The sequence below is a fragment of the Streptomyces sp. DSM 118878 genome (genome assembly GCF_052936595.1).
Window position 1 is genome coordinate 127,621 of record NZ_CP193622.1, and the last position, 18,923, is coordinate 146,543.

Sequence of the window (18,923 nt, forward strand, 5' to 3'; positions counted from 1 at the left end):
ACGCTGACACCGCCATCACGTCCATGAGGGGGGAACACATGACGTCCGTCCAACCAGACGATGATGATGCCCAAAACCCGCAAGGAGCCGCGGCCGGGGACGACGGCATTTCGGACGCGGAGCGGGAGCTGTACGGCGGGCGGCTGCGTTACGACCAGTCCTATGTCCGGCATGAAGGGCCGCTGACACGGTTGGGGTTCGGGCATATGGCGGCCGCCCTGCCGCACATGGTGGGAATGGTCCTGAGGACCGGCTGGCAGACGGACCCGCGGGCGCTGTCCTCGGTCGTGGCGGCCCAGCTCGGGCAGGGCGTGGCGGCCGGGTGGGGACTGGTGGCGGTCAACCGTGTGCTCACGGAGTTGTTCGCGGATGGTCCCACGGCGGGCAAGTTGCGCGAGTCGCTGCCTTCATTGGTGGTCCTGGGGGTCACCTCTGTGGTGACAGCGTTGTTGGCGGCGTGGTCGACGGCGATGTCTGGTCGGCTGGAGCCCCAGGTGGAGCGGGCGGTCTCGGCCCGGTATTACGCCGCGGTCACCGGAGTGGAGGTGGAGGCGACGGAGCGGCCCGAGGTGCAGCGGGTCCTGGAGGCGGGGAGGTTTGGGACCGACTCGGCCCGCGCCATGCTGCGGCTGTCGGTCGGCGTAGGGAATGTGGTCATCGGCATGGTGGCGGCCGCGGTGGTCCTGGTGTCGTTGCACTGGACGTTGTTGCCGATGCTGCTGGCCATCGCGTTGCCCAAGGGGTGGGGGGCCGTGCGCTCCGCGCGCCGCGAGTACCTCTCGCGCCTGAACTGGGTGGACCACCGCCGGGCGATCTCCTCCCTGCTGGCCTATCTGACCCGCCCGCACGCCGCGGGAGAGCTCCGTGTGCACCGGGCCGGCGTCAAGCTGTTGTCCAGCTACGAGGAGATGTCGCGGCAGACGGAGGCCGAGCAGCGGCGTCTTGCCCGGGCGCAGGCGACGACGGACCTGGTCGCGGGCGGCTTCGCCGGTGTGGCGTCGCTAGGCTGCTACGGGGTGCTGTGGTGGCTGCTGGCCGCCGGGGGCCTGCCGCTGGCCGTCGGTGGAACCGCGGTGGTCGCCATCCGGACCTCGACCGCCCGGCTTACCTCTTTGGTGCAGCAGGTCAACCGGCTCTACGAAGAACTGCTGTTCCTCACCGACACCGAAGACGCCGTCGAGATCGCGGGCCGGTACGCGATTCCTCGCACCGGCGCCGACCTGCCCTCGCCCTTACAGGTGGTTGAGGCGGAGGGCGTGACGTTCACCTACCCGGGAGCCGAAACTCCCGCTCTGCAGGGGGTGAGTGTGGAGATCCGCCGAGGCGCGGTGACGGCCCTGGTCGGGGCCAACGGCTCGGGCAAAACCACCCTGACCAAGGTGATTGCCGGGCTGCTCCTGCCCGGTGAGGGAAACGTGTGGTGGGAAGGTGAGTCGGGCGAGCGGGTCGAGCTCCGTGAGGCGGACCGCAGCCAGGTTTTCGCGGCAGTCGGCGTGTTGGCGCAGGATTTTCCGCGCTGGGAGATGACGGCGGCCGCGAACGTGGCCATCGGCGCGGGCGACCGGCCCCGCGACATGGCCGCGGTCCGCCGGGCCGCGCGGGAGGCAGGCATCCTGGAGCTGATCGAAGCGCTGTCGCACGGCTGGGATTCGATCGTGTTCAAGGGCTACGAGCGGGGCGTGCAGCTCTCGGGCGGGCAGTGGCAGAAGCTCGGCACCGCCCGTGCTCTGTACCGGGACGCGCCTTTCCTTCTGGTCGACGAGCCGACCTCGGCCCTGGACCCCCACGCGGAGATCGCCGCGTTCAAAGGGCTGTGGTCGCTGGCTCAGGAGGGGTATGCGGTTGTGCTGGTCACTCACCGGCTCGCCGCGACCATGAACGCCGACCACATCTACGTTCTCGACGAAGGGCGCATCGTCGAAGCCGGTAGTCACGAGCACCTGATGGCCGGTGAAGGCGGCCTGTATCAGGGCATGTTCACCGCCCAGGCCGCCCAGTACGGGCTCGCGCCGGCGCGCGACACGCTTCCTGGCCCCCGCGGCACACAGCCGTCCGATCACGAGACGGCGAGCTGACCCGCGAGCGCTACCTCCGCAGCCGGGCCCACCGCACCCCTCCCCACATCGAAGGTGAGACGACGCTCATGCCCCCCAGCTCCTCCTCGATCCGTAAGACTGTTGAGGCCTACTGCGGCCGTCATCCTGGTGAGCGTGACGCTCTGGCCGGGCTGCTCGCCGCGCTGGAGAGGCCCGTCGACGTCGCCGCCCGCACGACGCTGCCCGGGCACATCACGTGCAGCGCCGTCGTCATCGACCGTCAGCTCCGCGTCCTGCACATCCGGCACCGAGCCACCGGCGGCCTCATGCTCACCCCCGGCGGCCATGTGGAGCCCGACGACCGCACGCTGCTCACCGCGGCGCTGCGCGAGGTGTCGGAGGAGGCCGGGATCGCGCCGAGTGCCCTGTGCCTGACCTGGCAGACGCTCGGCTCTGTGATCGACATCGACGTCCACGACATCGACGCCAGCCCGGCCAAGGGGGAACCGGCCCACCAGCACTACGACTTCCGCTACGCGTTCTACCTCTCCGACGGAGAGCCTCCGACGATCACCTTGCAGGACGAGGAGGTGTCCGGCGCCCAGTGGCTTCCACTGTCGGAGGTCACCTCACCGCCCCTGCGCGCGAAACTCCTCGGCGCGCGGCTGGACGGTCAGCCGCAACCGGTGAACGCATCCGCGCTGATCCACGACGGCCACGGTCGATATCTGCTTCATCTGCGCGACCACAAGCCCGGCATCATCTGGCAGCCAGGGGCGTTCGACCTGCTCGGCGGCGGTCGCACGCACGACGACCAGAGCCTTGAAGACACGCTGCTGCGTGAGCTGTCCGAGGAGGTCCCCGACCTCCAGCTGGAGGACCTGGAGCCGTACGCCGTGGAGAAGGCCACCGGCATCGACGGCCTCAGCGTCCCGGTTCAGGTCTTCACGGGCCGCTGGCACGGCAATCCCGACCGGCTCCGCCTGGACGAGGGGGTACTGCTGCACTGGTTCACCCCCGGGCAACTGGACCGCCTGCGCATGCTCCAAGACACCCGGGACCTCATCCGTCGGCACGCGGCCGAGAACGCTCGGGACGGCACACTGGCCGCGGCCCCTCCTCCGTGGGACGGGGGCAGCCGGGCCGTGCTGCACGGCGTCGGCGTCCACCTCCACTTGCAGGACGACGACGGCCGCGTACTCCTGGGCCTGCGCCACCCCCAGGTCCGCTACGCGGGCGGCATCTGGCACTACCTGGCCGGGCGGTGCGAGCAGGAGTCCGCCACCGCATGCCTGATCCGTGAGGCGCGGGAGGAAGCGGGTCTGGTCATCGACCCCGCGGACGTAGAGCTCGTACACGTTGTACACGTCGGACACGTCGTGGGCAGTCCGGGGGGACAGCCCTTGCTGCAGCTCGTGTTCCGGGCACGCCGCTGGGAGGGCACGCCGGAGGTCCGCGAGCCCGACAAGTGCCTGGCCTGGCGGTGGTGGCCTCCGCACGAGCTCCCCGAGCAGCTCGTCCCCTACGCCCGCACGGCCATCACCGGCATCGCCGAAGGCCGCGCCTACTCCCAGATGGGTTGGTGAACGGCGTGAGCCCCCATCCCGGGTCCAGGCCGGGCCAGACGGGAGTAACGGGAATGATGGGAGTGACGGGAGTGACGGGAGTGCCAGGATGAGTGCTCAGCCCGACGGCACGGCCGTGGCCGGGATCCTGTCACTGCTGTACCGGATCGTCCCGGTCTCGGTCAGCGAAGGCCCGGCCGGTACGGCGACGCGTAACTACCTGGCCGAGGACCAGGAGGGCCGACGGTGGTTCGTGAAGGTTTACCCCCTTGGCGCGCTTGTGGCCAAGGAGCGGCAGGCCCTGGCCTTGGGCGAGTGGGCCAGGCGGAGCGGGATTCCCGTTCCGGCCGTGCGTCGGACGGTGACCGGCGACGTGATCGCCTCGGCGGGTGGGCTGTCGGTGTCCGTGGCCCAGTACGTGGCGGATGCGCAGACAGCCGAGGGCGCTCTGTCCGGTGGCCGGTGGGCCGCGGTGGGTGACGTCGTGGGCTGCTTGCACCGGGCTTTGGCCGACCACCCCGCCGGGCCAGCGCACCCTGTCCCGGCCCGTAAGGTGTGCGACGTCGAGCGGGCCGGCCGACGGTTGCAGGCACTGCTCGCCCGCTGGGCCGACACACCGCCGCCCCCAGCCGGGTTCGCCGCCTGGTGCGCTCGGACCGCGGCGCGGCGGCTCGCCGCCCTCCCCCAGGTCGCAGCCGGACTCCAGGGGATGCCCGGCACGATGACGGCGCAGATCGTGCACGGGGATCTGGCCTCGCCGAACTTGTTGCTGCGCGGTGAGGAGGTTGCCGCGCTGATCGACTTCCGGTCCCCGGGGGCCCGCAGTGCCGCCTGGGAGCTCGGCCGGATCGTCCTGGACCCGCGCACCGTACTGGCCCACCCCGACGACTGGATCACGGGCATGACCGAGGCAGTTGGCGCCTACCGGGCGGCAAACCCCGCCCTCCCGATCGAGGATCTCCTCGCCGTGCCGCGCGTCGCCGCCGGATACCTGGCCTGCTCGGTCTATCCCCTGTCCGAGCCGCTGGACGACCCCGCCGCGGTCACCCCAGCGCTGGAGGCATACGGCCGGGCCCGGCACGAGGCCGCGGCCGTGCTGTGGGAGCGCCTGGAGGAAGCCGAGGAGGTGCTCCGTGACGCCCTGCGCTGAGACACCCTCCTTCTCCGGCACCTCGCTGTGGCGGCACCGGGACTTCCGCCGGTACCTGACGGGCCAGGCCGCGAGCGTTGCCGGCAGCTCGATCGCCCAGATGGCGCTGCCGGTGCTCGCCGTGCTGCACCTGGACGCCACAACTGTCCAGGTCGCCTGGCTGGCGTTCCTCGGACAGCTCCCGCCCGCGCTGCTCGCCCTGCACGCCGGCGCGCTCGCCGACCGGCACTCCAAGCGCCGGCAGATGATCACCGGTGACCTGGTCAGCGCCGCGTTGCTCGCCACCGTGCCGGCCTCGGCCGCGCTGGGCACCCTGACCCTGACACAGCTCATGGTCGTCGCGGTGGTGCAGGGAGCAGCGAGCGTGCTGCACGACGCGGCGGCCATCAGCCTGCTGCCCAGTCTCGTCGAACGGTCCTTGATCCAGCGGAGCAACAGCCGCGTGGGGGCGCTGTTCGCGGTCGCCGCGACCGCCGGAAGCCACCTCGGCGCCGCGCTGACCGCGCTGCTCGGCCCCGCCCGGGCCCTGCTCGGCGACATCGCCTCCTACTTGATCAGCGCCGTCTGCACCGCCCGTATCCAGAGTGCCGAGCCCGTCCGCGCCCACCCGAAGACTCGCCGACTGCGCGCCGAGATCCGCGAGGGCCTGCGGTACGTGCGCGGCGATGACCGGCTGTGGACCCTGACCCTGGTCAATGCCACGACCTCGTTCGCCCTGGGGCTGCTCAACACCCTCTGGGCCCTTTACCTGTTGCGTTCCCTCGCGATGAGCGCGACCGCCTTCGGCGTGGTCCTGGGCATCGGCACCCTGGGCTCGGCCGCCGGTGCACTGACCGCCCCAGCGTTCGCCCGCCGGTACGGCCCGGGGCCCATGATGCTCACCGCGCTCGCGATCACCCCGCTGACCCAGCTTCCGCTGCTGCTCGCCTCACCCGGTCTTGCCTGGCAGATCACGATCGGAGCGGCGCTGTTCCTGCAGCTCGCCTGCGCCGGTGCCGCCGGAACGACGCAGAGATCCATCCGGCAAATGGTCACCAGCGGTGGCATGCAGGCGCGGATGCAGGCCGTAAGCACGTGGCTGACGTCCGGTGCCCGCCCCGTCGCCGCACTGCTCGCCGGCGGCCTGGGAACGTGGATCGGGGTACGGTCCACCCTGACCGCAGGGACCTTCCTGCTGCTCGTCCCCCTCGTCGTCCTCGCCCGCTCCCCCCTGCGCGCGCTACAGCAGATGCCGGATCAGCCCGACGACACCGTGCAGTCGTCGCTCGCGCCTGGGGTATCCCCTCCGGCCGTACCCGGTCCGGCTCGCACGGACGATGCCCGGCTCGATCGCTCGGTCGGAGGCGATGTCCCGTGAACCAGGCGCCGAACTCGGCGGAGACTCTTGCTGCCGCACCTTGCGATCCCTGGAGTTCACGGTGTTGACCGACGCCACCGCACCCACCGCACCCACCGCACCCACCGCACCCACCGCACCCCGGCGATGGTGGCCCTGCTTGAGGTAAGCGGAGAGTTCGGCCCTGGACGGCCGGCCCCGGGCCGGTGCGTGAGGCCCCGGAACGAGCTGATGGAGTGGCTGCACAGCGGGGACGGTGTCCTACGTGGTGAGGCGGACGAGGCGTTTGTAGCAGCGCATAGCGGCGGCGAGTCCGAGGAAAGCGTCGTTGAGTCTGTGCAGCACGGCCTGGGGCAGCGGGCCCCAGACATCGCCCCTGGACCAGGTCACGAACGGTCGATGCGCGGTCGGTTGTCGGCGGCGATCATCTACGCGCTGTCAGCGGCTGTGCCTGGCGGGCCTTTCAGCGTCTCATCAGGCGTACCCCGCGTTCCGCCACCCTGCGGACGCACCCCCGGCGGTGGGAACAGCGGCTCCGCGATCTCGCACAGCCCATCGGGAACAATCCAACTCCGCGTACCCCGCCCCGTATCGGATTCTGCGTCCGCCTCACCACCTAGGACACCGGACACCGTCGAAGGGGCCGACAGGTGGCCTGACCTCTGCTGAGTGGTGACTCGTTGGGTTTTTGCAGAGGCTGTGTGCGGAGCGCGGTATACGGATAACTTGCGAGGACATGCCGTATTCGGAGAGTGAAGGCAGGGGCAGGCCCAGATGAAGAAGCTTCAGAGCGTTGTGCTGGCGGCAACGGTCATGGTGGCGTTGGGAGCCTGCGACTCGTCGCAGAAGGACAGCTCGCGCCAGCCCAAAGACAGCATGCCGTCCGCAACTGGCGAAACGGCGTCTTTGCCGCCCAAAGCCAAGCAGGCAAAGGTTCCGCCCGCGTTCGACGGCAGTAAGGGGTGGGCCGTGATGCAGGCGGAGCGGTTAACCCAGCCGACCGTTGCCCCGCACTCTCAGCTCGTGCTGTTCCGCAAGACCTACAAGGACGGCACTGCGTTCGGTGTGGAAGCCCGCGACGCGATATCCGGAGCCGTCCGATGGTCGAGCGCACCGTGGAAGCCGAGTGAGCGCACAGCTGAGTTCCAGGCAGACGACGTGCGGCTTATCGTGACCAGCAAGGACGGTAAGGACTATGCGGTCCTCGTGGCGGAGGTCCAGGAGGGGAAGGACGCGATCTCCCGCGGCAACGCCACCGCCAGAGTCTCGGTCTTCCCTGCTGATTCCTCTGGCAGGAACGTGGCTCCGGCACGACAGGTGAACGTCCCGGGAGCCGGAAGCGGCGCCAGCCCCCACGACACGAACGGCACTCTCGCATTCGGCAACGGCAAGGAAGTAACAGTCCTCGACGTGACAACCGGAGCGCTCGCCTCACCCCAGGACTCACGCAGCCGGGACTACCAGCTAAGGACCAAGGGAGTCTTCCAGATGGCCGACGCGTGGCCAGGGCGGGCCATCGTTCCCGCTGGAGCGCAAAAGCCGAGCGGGATCGGAAGCGGAACAGCGCACGGTGTGCGCGGCGGATATGTCGTGGCCCAGTGGCTGTCCAAGGACGAAGCGTACTCAGGGCTCGGACTGCAGATGAACTATGTGTGGGCACTGCATGACGAAAACCGAGGAAACCCGGTGTACGCGCTGCCATGCAACGGCCTGAACGACGCTGTGATCAGCTCGGAGAACCGGGCCGTACTCAGTGACAACGGACGCTATCTCGTCACCGCGTATACGGCCTTCGACCTCCAGGCCAAGAAGGGCTACTGCTTCGGTGGCACCGATAAGACCGCCCGGGTGGACTTCATGGGGGTGGACAACGTCGGCACCGCATACGGCGAGGCCAAGGCGACGAGCGGAACGCGCACACCCGTCTCCGTCGACATCGCCACCGGAACCCACGCCGAACTCAGCGGCGTCACCCTCCCAACCGGTGTATCCGGCGATGTGGCCCTGTACGAATCGACGCCGCAGAACGAGAAGGACCCAGCAGCTGACCTCGCCCGTCACGCCGTCCTCAGCGTTTACCCCAAGCGCTGACAACCCGTGGCTCACTTCAGCACCAACAGCACCGCCAGAGCGACGAGGAGGGAGTCGATCCGGTCGAGGATGCCGCCGGAGCCGGGCAGCCACCGGCCGGCGTCCTTGGCGCCGGCGCCCCGCTTGACCATCGACTCCAGCAGGTCCCCGAGCGGGCCGCCGACCGCCACGGCCACCGCCGTCTGCCACGTCAGGGAGGACAGCACGGCCAGCGTGAGAAGACCGGCCGCGGCCCCGGCCAGCGTGCCGCTCCACCGCTTGGCGGGCGACAGCCGGGAGAGCCGGGGGCCGCCGATTCGGCGACCCGCCGCGTACGCGACGACGTCGGCGATCGACACGGCCACGAACAGGACGAGGCCGAGGGCGCCGGACGATACGAGGCCGGCCAGCGCGCCCAGCCACACGAGCCCCAACAGGCCCGCCCCCAGGCGGCGGAGCCCGTGCTCCGCGTCGCCCGAGAGCAACGGCACCCCGGCAATGACGAGCGCCCCGGCCGCCGCCACCCGGAGCACCTCCCCGGGGGCCAGCCAGGCGGTGAGGACGAGTCCGACGATCGCCGCGCCCAGCACTGCCCGGTCCACCGGACCCAGCAGGAGCAGCCCGCCGAACTCCGCCACGGCGACCACACCGACCACAGCCACGAGCACCGTGATCCCCGGTGGACCGAGCCAGAACGCGGCGGTCACCAGGGGCACTCCGAGCGCCCACACGCACCAGCGGACCATCAGTTCACGGCGCCGGGTCGCCGCCACGGCGACGCCTCCGACCGCCAGTGCCCCGCCGAGGTACGGTACGAGACCGGCGACCGTCGTCACCGGGAGGCCCGCCCCGGCGCGGCCGACAACACTGCGGCCGGCGTGCGCAGCGCGTCCAGGGCGCTCTGGCACGCCGCCACGATTCTCGCGTTCTCCGCAGTGTCGCGGACGGCGATCCGGACGGTTCGCCCCTCGTACGCCGGGGACATCGGCGACAGGTCACGCAGGAACACGTCGTGCCGTCGGCACTCGCGCACCAGCCGCGCCGCGCTCGGTCCGTCCGGCGGCAGGGTCACCGTGAGGAAGTTCGCCACCCCTTCGTCGATCGAGGAGAACCCGTCCAACTCCGCGAGGTCGTACGCCAGTCCCCGGCGCAGCACATGAGTGCGGGCCCAGCGCTCCGCGTAGTACGCGGGGTCGCGCAGCGCCGTCACGGCAGCCAGCTGGGCCGGCAGACTCACGGGCCACGGTGGCGTCCAGCGCCGCAGCTCCCCGGCCGTCTCCGGACCGGCCACCAGGTACGCGACCCGCATCCCCGACAGCGCGTACATCTTTGACAGCGAGGTGCAGACCACGACCCGGGCGTCGACCGAGGCGAGCCCGGCGAGCGAGTCCCCCGGATTGACATACCCCAGGTACGCCTCGTCGATCCACCACCGGGTCCGCACGGGCGAGGCTTCAATCACCGCGCGCAGCGCGTCGGCCCGGGCGTGGCGGCCGGTCGGGTTGTTCGGGTTGACCACGACCACGAGGTCGTACCGTCCGTCGCCTGTCGCGGTGGCGAGCCGGGCCGGGTCGAGCAGCCAGCCGTCCTCCCGGCGCAGTTGGAGCCGGTCGACCCGGCAGCCGATCACCCGCTCGGTGACATGGGCGTACTCCCCATAGCCGGGATCGAGCAGGAGCACCCGGCTTCCCGGCGTCAGCCACCGGCCGAACGCGCGGAAGATCAGATCGGACGAGCCCGCCCCGACGACCAGCGACTCCACCGGGAGTCCGCGGACCGCGGCGATCTCCGCGAGCAGCCCCTCCGCGCCCGTCGGTGGCGAGGTCCGGGCCGTCCACCCCGGGTCCTCCGAGAGGACCGCGCGGACGCCTGGGGACGGTGGGAACCAGGCGTCCAGCACATCCGCCGCGACCACCTCGTGACGGCGGGTCAGGGTCCGGAAGTCCGTGCCGATCGCCGAGAAGAACGCCCCGCCGTGCTCACAGCCGTCCGCACGCGGCGCGAAGGGCACGTCGAGCCGCCAGTCGAGGCCCGTCCTCAGCCGCTCCAGGATCCGGCCGTGGCGCTCCGCGACCGTCCTCGTCAGCTCGGCCACGAAGCCGCTGAGGACCTCGAACGAGACCGCGCCCGAGCGGACCGTGCGCCCCACCGGCCGCAGCCCGGCGGCGAGGTACATGTCGAGCAGTTCCGTGCGTCCCATCGCCACCACCCGGCGGCCGCCCCGCGCCGCGACCCAGCGCAGCGCCGCGTACATGAGGAGTGGCGCCGCCGCAGTGGACCGCCAGTGTTCCTCGACGGTCAGGACGCGGATCTCGAACGGCGCCTCCTCGGTCAGGACCGGCAGCTCCTCACGCGTCAGGTATTTGTCGAGGGAGTAGCGGCCGACCCACGGCGGGGTAAGGCTGACGAAGCCGATCCGCGTCTCGCCGCGGGCGGCCACGAGATAGATGTTGTCGCCGTCGAGTCCGTCACTCAGCCTTCCCGACGGATCCACCGGATGCTGGCCAAGTTCCTCCGCGTACACGCGGTGGCGCAGTTCGTGGATCCAGTCGTGATCCCGAGGCGCGGCGGTGCGCAGCTGCAGGGCGTGGTCCATGCGTATGTCCCCCTGGGACGGTCCGGCGTTCGCGCCCAGCATGGAGGAGTCCGGCAGCCGGCACCTGAGTACGCGTACTCAGCCGGACAGCGAAGGAGTCGGAAGCGGTCCAGGTTGGAAGCGGTTCATGGCGGCACAGAAGTTGTGCCACCCGAATGGACAGCACCAAGCCTTGCCCCCTCGATCACCGCGGTACGAGCTCCCAGTAGCGTCCCCCGGGAAACCCGCATCGGAGGACAGCAGCTACTCGTGGACCTGGGCACCGTCGGGCAGGCAGCCGGCCTGTTCGCCGTCACCAACATCGACGACATCGACGACATCCTGATCATGGCACTGTTCTTCGCCCAGGGTGCCGCCATCCCGGGTCCGGGCCGGGAACCTGCCGTCGGGCCCCGGATCGCTCGATCAAGCCGCCGGACTCCTCGGAAGACTCTGGGTAGCGGCGGTTCGGACAGGCGCCACGGTGTTGGGAGAGGCGTCCCCCACCATCTCGGCGACACGGCTGGCCAGGTCCTCCCACGGACGCGGACCGATCACCGGCACACCGGCTGCCTGCGCCTGCGCGGTGAGCCACCGGCCGTACAGCACGCTGACGCGTGCGCGATGGTTCTGCGGTCCGGCCTCCGGCTCCCGGCGCAGGTAGTTGGCCGTCACCTGCCCCTCGTCGTCCTCGTGGAGGAAGACGGCACGGACCGGACCTTTGGGCGTCGCCAGTCCGGGCAGGACGTAGTCCCCTTCCAGGATCACCGGGGTGTCGGTGCCGACGTGGTTGGCCACCACCGCCTCGATCGCCGGCTCCAGCGCCCTGGCGATCGCGATCTGCCGCTCGACCACCGACTCGGGCGTCTGGCGGGCGGCCTCCGGGTGAGTGCGCCAGAAGTGGACTTCTGGCAGGTGCTCGGGCAGTGTCACCGCGAGGAGGGCCTCCACGATGTCGTCGACCTCCACGACGGGGACGTCGTACCGGCGTGCCAATGCCCGACCGACACCGGTCTTCCCCATCCCCGACGCACCCCCGACGACGAGCACCCGCCAGTCGGGCAGACTCTTCACCTCATCCGTACCGTCCACGAGGGCAGAGTACTGTAACCGCTTCTCTCACCTGAGCCACACCAGCAGCAGCGGTTCCCGTTCCGTTCTGACGACTCTTGACCTGCTGATGCGGGGTTCAGGAACAGGCCCGCGCTTGTCGGTCGTCCACCGCCTCAACAGCCCGCGTTGCTGGTCGAGGACGAGGGCTGTCCCCAGGGTGTGACTGCTGCGAGGGCGGGTGTCCGCTCGGCGGGCTCGGTCCCGGGCCCACATCCGCGAGGTGTTGAGTGACTGTGTCCCAGCCGCTTACGACAGTTGGTGGGCAGGCTGGTGTGGTTCGGGTTGCTGGTGTGGTTCGGGTTGGCAGGGCTCGTTGCGCGGTGCCGCGGCTACGCTGTCCTCCCGTGCTCATCGGGCTCACAATGACCTGCATGACGACGACACGGGTGATCACACAGCGGGCCACCGGCGGCCCCGACGTACTGGAACTCGCCGAGATACCCCTGCCTTCGCCGGGCGCCGGCGAGGTCCTGGTCCGGGTACGGGCCACCGGCATGAACCCCGCGGACTGGAAGGTCCGCATCGGCAAGGTGGACTTCTTCGGCCCGCCGCCGTTCGTGCTCGGCCACGAGTTCAGCGGCACGGTGGAGGCCGTCGGCGAGGCCGTCACCCGCTTCGCGTTGGGCGAGGAAGTCTATGGCTGGACTACCCCGCCACACGGCAGTCACGCCGACCACGTGGTGGTCCCCGAGGAACGAATCGCGCCCAAGCCGCGCACCCTCGACCACGTCGCCGCCGCCGCCCTGCCGATCTCCGGCTTCACCGCCTACCAGGCCCTGGACACCCTCTCCGACGTACAGCCCGGCCAACGAGTGCTGATCCACGGCGCGGCCGGCGGAGTCGGCCACCTCGGCGTACAGATCGCCAAGGCCCGGGGCGCGTACGTCATCGGCACGGCCAGAGCCGCCAAGCACGACTACCTGCGCGGACTCGGCGCCGACGAGCTGATTGACTACACGGTGGAAGACTTCTCGGCTCTGCGCGGCATCGACGCGGTGCTGGACACCATCAGCAACGATTACGGCCCGCGCTCGCTGCACACCCTTAAGCCAGGCGGCATTCTGGTCGACGTCGTCGGCGTCGGCGTGGACCGCACCGAGGTGACGGCACGCGCGGCCGAACTCGGCATACGGTTCGTGGAGTTCTCCCTGAATCCGACCCCCGCCGTGCTGACCGCCTTCGCCGAACTCGTCGACACCCACGGCGTACGCCCCACGATCTCCGAGACTTTCCCGCTCACCGAGTGCGCGAAGGCCCACGAGCTCAGCGAAACCGGCCGAGTACAGGGCAAGATCGTCCTCGTGCCTTAAGTACCGCATCAGGCAGCGTGCAGCGTTCGCCCTCCTGATCGTGAGGCTTATACAGGACCAGGCTTCCGCAGATCACGCATCAGCTCCAACCGCTTTCCCGCCGCGAGGCGAATACGGCGACGGAGCTGGTCCCGGATGACAGCGAGAACATTGGACCGGTGCCCGAGGGGGGCCGCTGGAGTGCCACGGAGAACACCTTTGTAACCTGAGTGACCGACAGGTGACATTGTGTCACTCACGCGCGCGATGGCCAGGAGCTATGACGTGAGCCACCCCTACCCGCAGCAGCCCCCTGAAGGCGCGCCCCAAGGGCCGTACGGCCATCCGGCAGCACAACCGATACCCGGGGTCCCGCAGCAGTACCCCCATGCGCAGTACCCGCAGTACCCGCAGTACCCGCATCCGCAGAACCCGGAGTACACGCCGTACGCGGGGTGGGGGCAGCGGGCAGGAGCGTTCCTCCTGGACTGCCTGATCAACTTCGGGCCACTGTGGCTGCTCATGGGGATCGCGGACGTGATCGACGATCGCAATTCCGGCGAGGGCCTGGACCTGTATCTGGGCTATGCGGCCATGGTCTACATGATCAGTGCCTGTATCGTGCAGGCGGTCCGTGAGGGCCGTACCGGGCAGAGCTTGGGCAAGACGGTCCTCGGCATCCGCGTTGTCCGCACGTCTGACGGGCTTGCTCCCGGCGGCGGCCTGGCCTTCGCCCGCCGGCTCTGCCAGTTCCTCAACTACCCGGCGTTCTGCCTGGGTTGGCTGTGGGCGAGCTGGGACTCGAAGTCCCAGACATTCGCGACAAGATCACCGGCGTCGTGGTCATCAGCGCTGACGCCCCAGTGCCGCATCCTGCTGCCGCAAGCTGGTGAGCCCACGGCAGCGAGGCCTCGCATGAACGTATGAACGCATGAACGCACCATGTGGAAACCGTCCCGCAGCGCAGCCATCCGGTGCCCGGCGGCGGGCCGCCTGGTGCGACTTTTCCGTTGACACCTCCTGGCCAGCGGTGGAGGGGCCGACTGCTGTCCTCCTGTCCTCCTGTCAGCAGGCTGCACCCGATAGTGCCGAGCCCCACGGTGGCCGGCCCGGTCGAAGGTCAGCCGGTCGCCGACCGCTCCGCGCCCGGGTCGGCTTCCCCGCCCGGGTCGGCTTCCCGGGTGGCGGCCCAGGTGGCGAGCAGGCGCAGTCCCTCTTCGGAGGGTGAGCCGGGCTCGGCGGTGTAGATGGTGAGGGTGAGGCCGGGGGCGGCGGCCATCTCCAGGCCCTCGAAGGCGAGGGAGAGGTCGCCGACGGCGTGGTGGCGGAAGTGTTTGGTGCCGGTGCCGTGGTGGCGGACGTTGTGGGCACCCCACCGGGTACGGAACTCGTCACTGCGGGTACACAGCTCCCCGACCAGATCGTGCAGATCCTTGTCGTGCGGATTACGGCCGGCTTCCGCACGCACGATGGCGACGGTGACGTCAGCGAACGAATCCCAGTCGGGGTAGAAACGGCGGGAGGCGGGGTCGAGAAAGGTGAAGCGGGCCAAGTTCCGCTGGTTGCCCGGCGTGGAGTAGACGTCGGTGTAGAAGGCGCGGAAGAGCTGGTTGGCGGCGAGGATGTCCATCCGGCCGTTGCGGACAAACGCGGGTCCGGCGGTGATCGCGTCCAGGGTCCATTGCAGGCTGCGGTGCGGTGTCCACTGCCGGGTGGCGGCACGGCGGCGGGGGCGGGTGAGGGCGTCGGAGCCGTCGGCGGCCTGGGCCAGGTTCAGCAGGTGGGCGCGTTCGGCGTCATCGAGCCGCAGAGCGCGGGCGAGGGCTTCGAGGACGGCAGGGGAGACTCCGGCGAGGTTGCCGCGCTCCAGCCTGGCGTAGTACTCGACGCTCATGTCGGCGAGGGCCGCGACCTCGCTGCGACGCAGGCCCGGCACCCGGCGCCGGGGTCCGGAGGGCAGCCCGGCCCGGTCGGGGGTGATCTTGGCGCGCCGCGAGGTGAGGAACTCGCGGACCTCCTCACGATTGTCCATGCCTTCGACGGTACGTCCCGCACGCGGCCAGAGGGATGTACTGCTGGTACACCCCTTGTCAGTGACTCGCTACGCGCGTGCAGAGGGCGTTACCTGGAGAACGTGGTGCTTCTCCTTCCCGCCACGGAGGCAGAAGGCGGAGCCCCGCACCCGGCTCGGCTCGGGCGGTCCGCCGCCCGGGCTCCGGGGCCGCACCTGTACCCGGTACGCAAAGGAACCTCTCATGCGCGGCGCAGTGATCCACGCCCCCGGCGACATCCGCTTCGAAGCCCTGGAGGACCCGAAGATCCTTCAGCCGACCGATGCGATCATCCGCACGGCCGCCGTGTCCGACCTGCGTGTGCGGGTCGGACCTGTGGCCGTACCGCGGTGCCGAGCCCCCCGGCGCGGCGCGTCCGATGGGCCACGAGTACGTCGGCTTCGTGGAAGAGGTCGGGCCGGAGGTCACCTCGGTCAAGCCCGGCTCGACGGCCGTGGTGGTCGGTGACGGCGCGGTCGGTCTGTGCGCGGTTGGCCCGCACGACGTCGCACTCGACGGGCAGGAGCTGTCCTTCTCCCACGCCGGCCTGCACGGCGGCCCCGCCCCCGTCCGCCGTTACCTGCCCGGCCCGGCCCGACCTCATCGACCGCGTCCTTGCCGGAGCGATCGACACCGCCCCGGGCAGGGGCTTCAACCTCACCCTGTCCCTGGACCAAGTCGCCGAGGGCTGCAAGGCCACGGACGAACGCCCCGCCATCAAGACTCTCCCCACCCCCTGACCCACCCCGCCACACACCCCCTGACCCACCCCGCCACACGCTCGTAGACCCACCCCGCCACACACTCGTACGAGGAGTCTCCATGCAGATCACCCGCAGCTCGATCGACACCGCCAAGGGCCCGGCGGACTGGTTCACCGGCGACGTCTACATCGACGCCGTCGCCGCGGCCCCCGCCCCGTCCCGCGTCACCGCCGGCCTGGTGCACTTCATGCCCGGCGCCCGCACACACTGGCACCGCCACCCGCTGGGCCAGACCGTCTTCGTCACCGAAGGCATCGGCCTGTGCCAGCGCCGGGGAGGACCGGTGGAAGTCATCCGGCCCGGCGACCGCGTCCTGTTCGAGGCCGACGAGGAGCACTGGCACGGTGCCGCGCCGAATCGGCTGATGGTCCACCTGGCCATCAACGAGGGCGACGACACCCACGACGTCGTGCACTGGCTCAATCCCGTCACCGACGAGGAGTACGCCCAGCCCCCGGCCACCAGCTAACCCGGGGCTCCCTGGTCCAGGTTCGCCGAGGTCCGCAGGGCCCCACGGACGTGGACGAACGGGGACATCGCCTACTTCGCGCCGTGGGGCAACCTCGCCATCCTCCCCAAGGACGGCCCCTCCGCCTCCGCAGACCTGCTGGTCCTCGGCCACACCGACGCCAACGCCAACGCCGACGCCGACACCGGCGCCGAGGCCGACGCCGCCGCCGCCGCCGACCAACTGTCCGGGGCCGGCCGCATCACCATCGAGGCCTCCTCCTGACCGCGCCCACCACCCCACCTCGTACGGGAAGAAGTTTTCGCATGCCCTCCGCCACCGGGTCCGCACCCGGGTCCGCCCCCGGGTCCGCCCCCGGCAAGCTGCCCTTCGTCGTCTGGGTGCTCGCCGCCGGCACGTTCCTGATGGGCACCACCGAGTTCGTCATCGCCGGGCTGCTGCCCGAGATGGCCACCGACCTCGACGTGAGCGTGTCCCACGCCGGTCTGCTGATCACCGCGTTCGCCGTCGGCATGATCGTCGGCGGGCCCACGATGGCCATGGCCACCCTGCGCCTGCCTCAGCGCCACACCCTCATCGGCGCCCTCGCCGTCTTCGCCCTCGGCCACGCGGTTGCCGCCCTGAGTACCTCGTTCACCGTCGTGCTGACCGCCCGGGTGGTGACCGCCCTGGCCACCGGAGCGTTCTGGGCCGTCGGCTTCGTCATCGCCACCACCGCCGCCGGGCCCGCGAGCGCCACGCGGGCGATCGGCGTGATGATGGGCGGCCTCACGCTCGCCAACGTCGTCGGCGTGCCGATCGGCTCGTTCGTCGGGCAGTACACGGGCTGGCGCGGCCCGTTCTGGGCGCTGGCCGTCCTCGCCGCGCTGGCCGCCGCGTTCGTCGGCCGGTTCATCCCCCGAACGGAGCAGCGGGCCGAGGTGTCGGTGCGGGCCGAGGTCCGGGCCCTCAAGCAGGGGCGGCTGTGGCTGGCGCTCGGCGCGGCCGTGCTGATCATGGGCGGTGTCCTGGCGACGTACACGTACATCACGCCGCTGCTGACCGACCGGGCGGGCATCCCGGCCGGTGCCGTGCCGCTCGTCCTGATCGCTTTCGGCATCGGTGCGCTGGGCGGCACGGCGATCGGCGGCCGTCTCGGGGACCGGCGCCCGATGGTCACGACGATCACCGCGTCGGCGGCCACCTCCCTCATCCTGCTGGCCCTGGTCCCCGCCTCGAACAGTCCGGTGGCCGCGGTGGTCCTGGTCTTCGGCATGGCGCTGGCCGGGTTCACCGTCAACCCGGTCGTCACCTCCCTCGCCGTCCGCTTCGCCGGCGATGCCCCCACCCTCACCTCGGCGCTGACCACCTCCGGCTACAACACCGGCATCGCCGCCGGGTCCCTCGTCGCGGGCCGGGCCCTGGACTCCTCGCTCGGCCTGACCGGTCCCGCCCTGGTCGGCGCCCTCTTCGCCGCGCTCACCCTGCTGCCGCTGATCGCCCTCGCGCTGTGCGGCACCACCGGCTCCTCACGGATCGTCGCCCGCCGCACCACCGACACCGACGGACCGCGCCAAACGGCCGGCACCACTGCCACGACCGCCCGCTGAACTCCACGCCGCCCGTACGACTTCGTTGGGAGCCACCATCATGAACCGCACCTACCCCACCTACCCCACCTACGACTTCACCGGTCAGGTCGCCTTCGTCACCGGCGCCTCCTCGGGCATGGGCCTGGCCACCGCCCGCGCCTTCGCCGAAGCAGGCGCGGCCGTCGGCCTCGCCGACATCGACGAGGCCGCTGTCAACGCCGCCGCCGAGCAGCTCGCCGACGACGGCCACCAGGTTCTCGCGCTGGTCTGCGACGTCACCGACGAGGAGCAGGTCGCCGCCGCCGTCGACCGCACCGTCGCAGCGTTCGGGCGGCTCGACATGGCCTACAACAACGCCGGGATCATGCCTCCGCCCACCGATGCCGCCGACGAGAGCGCGGAGCAGTTCGACCGTGTCCAGGGCGTCAACCTGCGGGGCGTCTGGGCCAGCGTGAAGCACGAACTGCGCCACATGCGCACGCAAGGCAGCGGCGCGATCGTCAACTGTTCCTCGCTCGGCGGCCTCGTCGGAAACCCGGGCCGCGCCGCCTACCACGCCACCAAGCACGGCGTGATCGGCCTGACCAAGAGCGCCGCCCTTGAATACGGGTCCCGCGGCGTCCGGATCAACGCCGTCTGTCCCGGCACGATCAGCACCCCGATGGTCGAATCCATGGTCGAAGGCGGTGAACTCGACCGCGCCCAGGCCGAGGCGGGCCAGGCCATCGACCGGCTCGGCACCGCCGACGAGATCGCGCAGGCCGTCCTGTGGCTGTGCAGCGACGGCGCCGGCTACGTCACCGGCATCGCCCTGCCCGTCGACGGCGGCTACACCGCGCAGTAACCAACCACCCTCCGCCGTCGCCGCCCCGGCATCCCAGACCTGGACCGTATTACCTGCGCCTACCTGCGCCGACCTCTGCGCCTACCTGCG

The 18,923-nt window shown here is 70.6% G+C and carries 14 protein-coding genes and 3 pseudogenes; 12 read left to right on the forward strand and 5 right to left on the reverse strand.

Features of this window, described 5'->3' with window-relative positions:
* Positions 1–38: 38 nt before the first annotated feature.
* From ACRAKF_RS00490 to ACRAKF_RS00505, 4 genes are all read left to right on the forward strand, one after another.
* Entirely contained in the window at positions 39–2,075 is a 2,037-nt protein-coding gene (locus tag ACRAKF_RS00490; protein ID WP_447034660.1) for an ATP-binding cassette domain-containing protein, read from the forward strand.
* 68 nt (positions 2,076–2,143) lie between these two features.
* The gene (locus ACRAKF_RS00495) at positions 2,144–3,622 is read left to right on the forward strand and encodes an NUDIX hydrolase (RefSeq protein ID WP_447034661.1); all 1,479 of its coding nucleotides are present in this window, start codon (positions 2,144–2,146) and stop codon (positions 3,620–3,622) included.
* Positions 3,623–3,710: 88 nt separating this feature from the next.
* On the forward strand, positions 3,711–4,751 hold the full coding sequence (locus ACRAKF_RS00500) for a phosphotransferase (protein ID WP_447034662.1): 1,041 nt from the start codon (positions 3,711–3,713) through the stop codon (positions 4,749–4,751).
* Complete coding sequence (locus ACRAKF_RS00505; protein WP_447034663.1) at positions 4,735–6,108, forward strand: MFS transporter; 1,374 nt, start codon at positions 4,735–4,737, stop codon at positions 6,106–6,108. Before ACRAKF_RS00500 ends, ACRAKF_RS00505 begins: the two co-directional genes overlap by 17 nt.
* Before the next feature lie 294 nt (positions 6,109–6,402).
* Here ACRAKF_RS00505 and ACRAKF_RS00510 read toward each other — a convergent pair.
* Positions 6,403–6,495, reverse strand: a pseudogene (locus ACRAKF_RS00510) (IS5/IS1182 family transposase); the annotation flags it as partial.
* A gap of 366 nt (positions 6,496–6,861) precedes the next feature.
* Between ACRAKF_RS00510 and ACRAKF_RS00515 the strand changes: the two are divergent.
* A complete protein-coding gene (locus ACRAKF_RS00515; RefSeq protein WP_447034664.1) occupies positions 6,862–8,178 on the forward strand; it encodes a hypothetical protein in 1,317 nt (438 codons plus the stop codon).
* An 11-nt stretch (positions 8,179–8,189) separates the two neighbouring features.
* Here ACRAKF_RS00515 and ACRAKF_RS00520 read toward each other — a convergent pair whose 3' ends face one another.
* From ACRAKF_RS00520 to ACRAKF_RS00530, 3 genes are all read right to left on the reverse strand, one after another.
* A complete protein-coding gene (locus tag ACRAKF_RS00520) occupies positions 8,190–8,993 on the reverse strand; it encodes a phosphatidate cytidylyltransferase (protein ID WP_447034665.1) in 804 nt (267 codons plus the stop codon).
* Entirely contained in the window at positions 8,990–10,753 is a 1,764-nt protein-coding gene (locus ACRAKF_RS00525) for an aminotransferase class I/II-fold pyridoxal phosphate-dependent enzyme (protein ID WP_447034666.1), read from the reverse strand. The genes ACRAKF_RS00520 and ACRAKF_RS00525 overlap by 4 nt, the downstream gene beginning before the upstream one ends.
* A gap of 405 nt (positions 10,754–11,158) precedes the next feature.
* A complete protein-coding gene (locus tag ACRAKF_RS00530) occupies positions 11,159–11,824 on the reverse strand; it encodes a hypothetical protein (RefSeq protein ID WP_447034667.1) in 666 nt (221 codons plus the stop codon).
* A 392-nt stretch (positions 11,825–12,216) separates the two neighbouring features.
* Here ACRAKF_RS00530 and ACRAKF_RS00535 point away from each other — a divergent pair, with 392 nt between their 5' ends.
* Together ACRAKF_RS00535 and ACRAKF_RS00540 are read left to right on the forward strand one after the other, a co-directional pair.
* A complete protein-coding gene (locus ACRAKF_RS00535) occupies positions 12,217–13,155 on the forward strand; it encodes an NADP-dependent oxidoreductase (RefSeq protein WP_447034668.1) in 939 nt (312 codons plus the stop codon).
* A gap of 264 nt (positions 13,156–13,419) precedes the next feature.
* Complete coding sequence (locus ACRAKF_RS00540; RefSeq protein WP_447034669.1) at positions 13,420–14,061, forward strand: RDD family protein; 642 nt, start codon at positions 13,420–13,422, stop codon at positions 14,059–14,061.
* A 193-nt stretch (positions 14,062–14,254) separates the two neighbouring features.
* Here ACRAKF_RS00540 and ACRAKF_RS00545 read toward each other — a convergent pair whose 3' ends face one another.
* Positions 14,255–15,166: a helix-turn-helix transcriptional regulator gene (locus ACRAKF_RS00545; protein ID WP_447034670.1), complete on the reverse strand. Its 912-nt coding sequence runs from the start codon at positions 15,164–15,166 to the stop codon at positions 14,255–14,257.
* A 223-nt stretch (positions 15,167–15,389) separates the two neighbouring features.
* Between ACRAKF_RS00545 and ACRAKF_RS00550 the strand changes: the two are divergent.
* The 5 genes and pseudogenes from ACRAKF_RS00550 to ACRAKF_RS00570 all read left to right on the forward strand — a co-directional run bounded on the left by ACRAKF_RS00550 (position 15,390) and on the right by ACRAKF_RS00570 (position 18,833).
* Positions 15,390–15,925: pseudogene (locus ACRAKF_RS00550) on the forward strand (alcohol dehydrogenase catalytic domain-containing protein).
* Between the two features lie 82 nt (positions 15,926–16,007).
* Positions 16,008–16,418 carry a (R)-mandelonitrile lyase gene (locus ACRAKF_RS00555; protein ID WP_447034671.1) on the forward strand — a complete coding sequence of 137 codons (411 nt, stop codon included), beginning with the start codon at positions 16,008–16,010 and terminating at the stop codon, positions 16,416–16,418.
* 60 nt (positions 16,419–16,478) lie between these two features.
* Positions 16,479–16,682: pseudogene (locus ACRAKF_RS00560) on the forward strand (cyclophilin-like fold protein); the annotation flags it as partial.
* Positions 16,683–16,723: 41 nt separating this feature from the next.
* Positions 16,724–18,007 (forward strand): MFS transporter, encoded by a 1,284-nt coding sequence (locus ACRAKF_RS00565; RefSeq protein WP_447034672.1) that lies wholly within the window; start codon positions 16,724–16,726, stop codon positions 18,005–18,007.
* A gap of 40 nt (positions 18,008–18,047) precedes the next feature.
* Entirely contained in the window at positions 18,048–18,833 is a 786-nt protein-coding gene (locus ACRAKF_RS00570) for a glucose 1-dehydrogenase (RefSeq protein ID WP_447034673.1), read from the forward strand.
* Positions 18,834–18,923: the final 90 nt, after the last annotated feature.